Annotated in this window: 7 protein-coding genes; 1 reads left to right on the top strand and 6 read right to left on the bottom strand. The window is 66.1% G+C overall.

Going from position 1 to position 6,858, the window contains the following annotated elements; genetic code table 11:
• Together RT697_RS26450 and RT697_RS26445 are read right to left on the bottom strand one after the other, a co-directional pair.
• The coding region (locus RT697_RS26450; protein WP_409517496.1) for an ABC transporter permease subunit at window positions 1–320 on the bottom strand (320 nt) is incomplete at its 3' end.
• 158 nt (window positions 321–478) lie between these two features.
• The gene (locus RT697_RS26445) at window positions 479–1,450 is read right to left on the bottom strand and encodes an ABC transporter substrate-binding protein (RefSeq protein WP_313702600.1); all 972 of its coding nucleotides are present in this window, start codon (window positions 1,448–1,450) and stop codon (window positions 479–481) included.
• A gap of 279 nt (window positions 1,451–1,729) precedes the next feature.
• Between RT697_RS26445 and RT697_RS26440 the strand changes: the two genes are divergently transcribed.
• Window positions 1,730–2,686 (top strand): aldo/keto reductase, encoded by a 957-nt coding sequence (locus tag RT697_RS26440; RefSeq protein ID WP_313702599.1) that lies wholly within the window; start codon window positions 1,730–1,732, stop codon window positions 2,684–2,686.
• Between the two features lie 32 nt (window positions 2,687–2,718).
• Here the strand turns inward: RT697_RS26440 and RT697_RS26435 are convergent, their stop codons facing one another.
• The 4 genes from RT697_RS26435 to RT697_RS26420 all read right to left on the bottom strand — a co-directional run.
• Entirely contained in the window at window positions 2,719–3,690 is a 972-nt protein-coding gene (locus RT697_RS26435) for a tripartite tricarboxylate transporter substrate binding protein (RefSeq protein WP_313702598.1), read from the bottom strand.
• Window positions 3,691–3,833: 143 nt separating this feature from the next.
• Complete coding sequence (locus RT697_RS26430) at window positions 3,834–5,375, bottom strand: malonyl-CoA synthase (protein ID WP_313702597.1); 1,542 nt, start codon at window positions 5,373–5,375, stop codon at window positions 3,834–3,836.
• Between the two features lie 4 nt (window positions 5,376–5,379).
• A complete protein-coding gene (locus RT697_RS26425; protein WP_313702596.1) occupies window positions 5,380–6,183 on the bottom strand; it encodes an enoyl-CoA hydratase/isomerase family protein in 804 nt (267 codons plus the stop codon).
• A 52-nt stretch (window positions 6,184–6,235) separates the two neighbouring features.
• A partial coding sequence (locus RT697_RS26420) for a malonyl-CoA decarboxylase domain-containing protein (protein WP_313702595.1) occupies window positions 6,236–6,858 on the bottom strand: 623 nt, incomplete at its 5' end.

The raw sequence follows: 6,858 nt of genomic DNA, 5'->3' as shown, positions 1-6,858 counted from the left end.
CCCATGATGCGCAGGTTGATCGAATACAGGGCGATCATCATCAGGATGCTGGCCAAGAGATCCATGATCTTGAGCTTGACGTTCAGCCAGCCCGTGACCAGCCCGGCCGCCGCGCCGGCAATCGTGGCGATGATGGTGGCGGAAAACGGATCGGTGCCCGAGGCGATCAGCGTCGCACAGACTGCGCCGCCCAGCGGAAAGCTGCCGTCCACGGTCAGGTCCGGGAAGCGCAGCAGGCGGAAGGAGATGAACACGCCCAAGGCCACCAGACTGAAGATCAGCCCGATCTCCAGCGCGCCTAACAACGAGAACAATGACATGGGTCAGATCCAATCAAGATAAGAAACGAAAGCCGGGCCGCGAGCATCTTGTGAACGCTGCCGCCCTGAAAAACATCGGGTAAGCAAAACACCACGAAAAACGCAAGAAAAACCCCGCGCACGCCGGATAGGCATGGCGGGGCCGATTTCGCGCCGTATTATTTCACGACCACCGCGGCGGACTTGATCAGCGCCTCGGGCAGGGTCACGCCCTGCTTGGCGGCCGCGCCCGGATTCACGTACAGCTCAAGCTTCGAGCTGATTTCAGACGGAATCGCGCCAGGCTTCTCGCCCTTCAGGATGCGCACGACGACCTTGCCGGTCTGCACGCCCAGATCGCGGTAGTTGATGCCGAGGGCGGCAATGCCGCCGCGCTTGACGCTGTCGGTGTCCGACGCGATCAGCGGGATCTTGGCGTCGTTGCCCACCTTGACCAGCGACTCGTACGCCGACACGACGTTGTTGTCGGTATTGGTGTAGATGACGTCGACCTTGCCGATCAGGCTGCGGGCGGCGGATGCCACGTCCACCGAGCGCGGGGCGGCGGCTTCGACCAGGCTCATGCCCGACTTGGGCAGGATTTCCTGGAGCTTCTTGACGACGACGACCGAGTTGGCCTCGCCCGGGTTGTAGACGATGCCGACGCGCTTGGCGTTGGGCAGGATCTTCTTGATGAGTTCAACCTGCTTGTCCAGCGCCAGCAGGTCCGACACGCCGGTCACGTTGGTGCCCGAGGCGTCCATGCTGGACACGAGTTGGGCGGCGACCGGATCGGTCACGGCGGAATACACCACCGGCACGTCCTTGGTGGCGGCCACGACGGCCTGCGCCGACGGGGTGGCGATCGCGACGATGGCGTCCGGGCGGTCGCCGACGAACTTGCGGGCGATCTGCGCGGCGGTGCCGTTGTTGCCTTGCGCGCTTTGATACTGCCACTTCAGGTTCTTGCCCGGCTCGTAGCCGGCTTGCTTGAGGGCGTCTTGCACGCCGTCACGCACGGCGTCCAGCGCCGGATGCTCGACGATGGCGGTCACCGCGACGGACTTTTGCTGCGCGGCGACCGGTGCGGCGATAGCCATCGCCAGCGCCATCGCGCCAACCGTCAGAAAATGTTTTTTTCCGATCAGCATATGTTTGCTCCTTGAACCCTGGTGTTGCTTGTTGAATTTGCCGGTTTCTTCATGGCGGGCGCGGATTTGTGATCCGTTTGTCCTGCCACAAAGCCGTATAGTCTAACGTGCCGTCCACCAAATGGACTTGGGGGGAATCCCTGTAATGGTGCATCCATACAGGCGCGCTCCGCCCTGGGGCATCGCCCCCCGGTGCGCCGGCGTGAATATACTGAAAACCGCCGGGCGAACGCCGTTCATCCCGTTCCGCGTGCCCGCCGACGGCATCCCGAGGCCACCATGATCAAACGCGCACTGGGCCGATCCGGCCTGCAGGTTCCCCCGCTCACTTTCGGCGGCAACGTCTTCGGCTGGACCGTCGACGAGGCCGGCACCTTTTCCTTGCTGGACGCGCTGGTGGACGCCGGCCTGAATTTCATCGACACGGCCGACATGTATTCGCGCTGGGTCCCCGGCAACCAGGGCGGCGAATCCGAAACCCTGATCGGCAAATGGCTCAAGCGCTCGGGCAAGCGCGACCAGGTGCTGATCGCCACCAAGGTCGGCATGGAAATGGGGCCGGGCCAGAAAGGCCTGTCGCCCGCCTACATCCTCCGCTCGCTGGACGCATCGCTGGCGCGATTGCAGACGGACTACGTGGACCTGTATCAATCGCACCAGGACGACCCGGACACGCCGCTGACCGACACGCTGGCCGAGTACGCCAAGCACATCGAAGCCGGCAAGGTACGTGCGATCGGCGCGTCCAACTACACGGCCGTGCGGCTGTCGGAAGCGCTGATCGCCAGCGAGCGGCACAGCCTGCCGCGCTACGAAAGCATCCAGCCCGAATACAACCTGTACACGCGCGAGCCCTTCGAATCCGGGCTGCAAAGCCTGGTGAAAACCCAGCAGATGGGCACAATCAATTATTTTGCGCTGGCAAGCGGGTTTCTCAGCGGCAAATACCGTCGCCCCGATGACGCGGGCAAGAGCGCGCGCGGCAAGAAGATCGTGGACACGTATCTGAACGATCGCGGCTACCGCATCCTGAACGCGCTGGACGAGGTGGCCGAGGACGCCGGCTGCACGCCCGCGCAGGCCGCGCTGGCCTGGCAGATCGCGCAGCCGGGCATCACGTCGCCCATCGTCAGCGCCACCTCGCTCGCCCAGCTGGACGAACTGGTCAAGGCCGCCAGCCTGACGCTGACGCGCGACCAGCTGGCCCGGCTGAGCCAGGCCAGCGATTGGCGCTGATGGCGCTTAGTCTTGCCGCTTAGTCCAGCCGCTTAGTCCAACGTCACGCCGGAGTCCTTGACGACCTTGGCCCAGCGCTGGACTTCGCTGTCGACGAACTTGCCGAACTCGGCGCCGGTCAGCGTGGGCACGCCCGTGCCGTTGCCCGCCCAGGTCTCCTTCAGCTTGGGCGTATTCAGCGCCTTCGTGATCTCGGCGGCCATCCGTTCCGTGGCTTCCTTGGGCGTGCCTGCGGGCGCCCAGATCGCATACCAGGTCGACACGACGTAGTTCGGCACGCCAGCTTCGGCGGCCGTGGGCACGTCGGGCAGCGATTGCGAACGCTCGGTGGCGGCCACCGCCAGCGGCTTGATCGCGCCGGCGCGGATATGCCCGGCCGACGAACCCAGCCCGTCGAACGCCAGATCCACCTGACCGCCGATCAGCGCCGACAGCATGGGGCCCGCGCCCTGATACGGCACGTCCACCAGCTTGATCCCCGTCTGCATCGCAAACAGCTCGCCCGCCAGGTGGTGCGTGCTGCCCTTGCCTGCCGTGCCGAAGTTGATTTCGCCGGGGCGCTTCTTGGCGTAATCGATGAACTCCTGCAAGGTCTTGACCGGCAGCTTGCTTGCGTTGATGACGACAACCTGCGGCGGCTGCGCCACGAGCGCGACCGGCACGAAATCCTTCTGGATGTTGTAGCTCAGGCTCTTGTACAGGGAAGGCGCCAGCGCATGGTGCGCGCCGCCCATGAAGAACGTGTAGCCGTCGGGCTTGGCCTTGGCCGCCACGCCCGCGCCGACGGTGCCGCCCGCGCCGCCCTTGTTGTCGATGACCACCGTCTGGCCGAGCTGCGTGGTGAGCTGCGCGGCCAGCGGACGGGCGAACGTGTCCGTGCCGCCGCCGGCGGGAAACGGAACGATCAGCGTGATGGGGCGTTCGGGCCATTGCGCGGCGGCAACGCCGCCGAAACCCAGGGCTGCCACGGCGAACACGGCCGCGGCGGTGGTGCGATAAGTCATTTTGTCTCCTCTTGCTGCATCGGGGGACGGCGCCTGTTTTTTGGCGTCTCGTCGCTGAGATATTTTTTTCTTCTGAATGCGGCGGGCAAGTCTTATCGGGGCATTGGATGGGGGTGCGTCTCCTTGGCTGCGGTGAATGCGGACTACAGCGCCTTGTAGGTTTCGCGCAGCACGTTCTTCTGCACCTTGCCCATCGTGTTGCGCGGCAGTTGGTCAATGATGTGCACGCGCTTGGGCACCTTGAAGTTGGCGATGCGGCTCTTCAGCTCCGCCTGCATGGCCGAGGCGTCCAGCGTCGCGCCGTCCTTGGGCACCACGACGGCCACCACGGCCTCGCCGAAGTCCGGGTGCGGCACGCCGATCACGGCCGACTCCGACACGCCTGGCATGTCGTCGATGAGCGTCTCGATCTCCTTGGGGTACACGTTGTAGCCGCCGGAGATGATCAGGTCCTTGCTGCGGCCGACGATGGACAGGTAATCGTCCGGCGCCGTGCGGCCGGCGGACTCGCCGCCCCAGCGGCCCACGTCGCCGGTCTTGAACCAGCCGTCTTCCATGAATTCCTCGCGGGTCTTTTCCGGCATGCGCCAGTAGCCCGAAAACACGTTGGGACCGCGAACCTGCACGTTGCCGATCTCGCCCGGCGCAAGCGGCTTGCCGGCGTCGTCGACCACCCGGACATCCACACCCGGCAAGGCGCGGCCGACCGTGCCGGCCAGGCGCTCGCCCAGCGCGGCGTCGTACGGATTGGAGGTCAGCATGACGGTCTCGCTCATGCCGTAGCGCTCAAGAATGGGATGGCCGCTGCGTTCCTTGAAGTCGGAGAACGTTTCGGCCAGCAGCGGTGCGGAGCCCGAAATGAACAGGCGCATGTTGGCGCAGACGTCGCGGGTAAAGCGCGGATCGGCCAAGAGACGCACGTAGTACGTCGGCACGCCCATCATCACGGTGCTTTGCGGCAAGTAGTGCAGCGCCTGGTCGGCATCCAGCTTGGGCAGCCAGATCATTCGCGCGCCCGCCAGCAGCGCGCCATGCGATGCGACGAACAGACCGTGCACGTGGAAGATCGGCAGCATGTGCAGCAGCACGTCGTCCTCGCGCCAGCCCCAGTATTCGTGCAGGGTGCGCGCATTGGCCGCCAGATTGCCGTGCGACAGCATCGCGCCCTTGCTGCGGCCCGTCGTGCCCGAGGTGTACAGGATCGCGGCCAGGTCGTCCGGCTTGCTTTCAACGGTCTTGAACGATTGGGACAGGCCGCCCGCGGCGTCCAGCAGCGTGCCCGTGCGGTCCTCGTCCAGCGTGTAGACGTGCGGGCAGCTGGCCTTGTCGGCGGCGCGCTTGACCCAGTCCAGGTTCTTGCTGGCGCAGACCACGACGGACGGCTCGGCGTTGCCCAGGAAGTATTCGATCTCGGATTCGCGGTACGCGGTGTTCAGCGGCAGGTACACGAGGCCGGCGCGCAGCGTGGCCAGGTACAGCAGCAGCGCCTCGGGCGACTTCTCGACCTGCACGGCGACGCGCGCGCCGTCGGGCAGGTTCAGCGATTGCAGCAGGTTCGCCAGGCACGCGGTCGCGCGGTCGATGTCGTCCCAGGTGTATTGGAGGTCGGGCGTCTCGAGCGCGACTTTGCTGCGGTCTTTGGGAAAGCCGCCTTGCAGGACAGCGTATAGGTTGGCGTTGCTCACCTGTCTAGTCTCCGGAAAAGGAAGGGTCTTCGCCGGCCAGGAAGGCGCGCACGCCCTCTCTGTGGTCCCGGCTTTCGGCATAGGAGAAATAATCGCGATACTCGTCCTCGGTCAAGGCGGCGCCGGTGGCGAGCCTGGCGGACAAGCGTTTGTTGATGCGGGCGGCCAGCGGCGCGCCTTGGGCGATGCGGTCGGCGCTGCGGCGGGCGGACGCGGCCACCTCGCCGTCGTCGACGATGCGGGTCAAGAGGCCCAGGTCCTTGGCTTCGGCGGCGCCGAACACCCGGCCTTCCAGCAGGATGGCGAGCGTCGCGGCCCGGCCGGCCAGCGCCAGCAGGCCGCGCATTTCGTCGGGGGCCATCGGAAAGCCCAGGCGGTTGATCGGCACGCCGAAGCGGGCCGACGCGCCGGCGATGCGCAGGTCGCACTGGCAGGCGATTTCCAGCCCGCCGCCGACGCACACGCCCTCGATCTGGGCGATGACCGGTTGCGGGCATTCGGCCACGGCGCGCAGGGCGGGCGCCAGGATCTCGCGGTGATAGCGCTGCACGCCGGCCATGTCGGCGCGTTCGGCAGGAAACTCCCGGATGTCGGCGCCGGCGGCGAAGTTGCCGCCCTCGCCGCGCACGATCACGCAGCGCACGGCGTCGTCTTTCGCGATGCGCGTGAATACATCGCGCAGTTCGCGCCACATGCCGACCGTGATCGCATTCAGGCGCCCCGGGTGCGATAGCGTCACCCTGGCCAGATGCCCGTCGCGATCAAGCCGCACACTGCCTTGGCCTTGGCCTGCCACGTTCTCCGTCATGTCCCCTGCCCTTGTTGTGATTGTCAGGAACCCGCCGCCGTGTGTCCGGCGGTCAGGCCACGCGCCCCACGCCGCGGCTGATCTGCGGCTTGCCGTCGTTCAGGCGCTGAAGGTTGGTGTCCAGTTCGTCCAGGTCGTACAGGTAATTGACCATCATGGCGCACGACTGCTTGAGCCCCTTGGGTGACGTGTCCGCCGCCCAATTCAGCCGCTCGATGCGCGCGCCGTTGCCCAGGTGAAAACGCGCCACCGGATCGACCGGCAGCCCGTTCTTCATCGACTGCAGATAGCAGGCCGCCAGCCGGAAGCCGGCGCGCTTGACCACGTCGGGCGCCTTGCCCTGCGCGGCCTTGGCCAGACGCGCGACCCAACGCTGCCCGTCCGGCACGCCTTCGCGCTTGCGGTCCTTGGCGCGCGTCTTGTCTTCGCGCACGATCGCCTCGACGGCCTGCGCGTCCTGCTTGCCCAGCCAGTCCGTGAACCCCGGAATCGGCGACAAGGTGGCAAAGGCCTTCAGCTTGGGCAGCTCTTCCAGCAACTGCTCGACCACGCGCTTGAGCAGGAAGTTGCCGAAGCTGATGCCCTTAAGACCCGGCTGCGTGTTCGAGATGGAGTAGAAGATCGCCCAGCGCGCCTTGTCCAGGTCCTGCGGCGGCAGCGTGCTGTCCAGCAGCA

Source organism: Achromobacter sp. (assembly GCF_032113835.1).
Taxonomy (GTDB): Bacteria; Pseudomonadota; Gammaproteobacteria; order Burkholderiales; family Burkholderiaceae_B; genus Achromobacter.
Note: the sequence above shows the minus strand (reverse complement) of the source record. Positions and strands in the feature narration are given on the sequence as shown.

Bases quoted from the DNA above. Each gene is read 5' to 3' on its own strand.
- RT697_RS26445 (WP_313702600.1), bottom strand. From the start codon at position 1,450: ATGCTGATCGGAAAAAAACATTTTCTGACGGTTGGCGCGATGGCGCTG.
- RT697_RS26440 (WP_313702599.1), top strand. From the start codon at position 1,730: ATGATCAAACGCGCACTGGGCCGATCCGGCCTGCAGGTTCCCCCGCTC.
- RT697_RS26435 (WP_313702598.1), bottom strand. From the start codon at position 3,690: ATGACTTATCGCACCACCGCCGCGGCCGTGTTCGCCGTGGCAGCCCTG.
- RT697_RS26425 (WP_313702596.1), bottom strand. From the start codon at position 6,183: ATGACGGAGAACGTGGCAGGCCAAGGCCAAGGCAGTGTGCGGCTTGAT.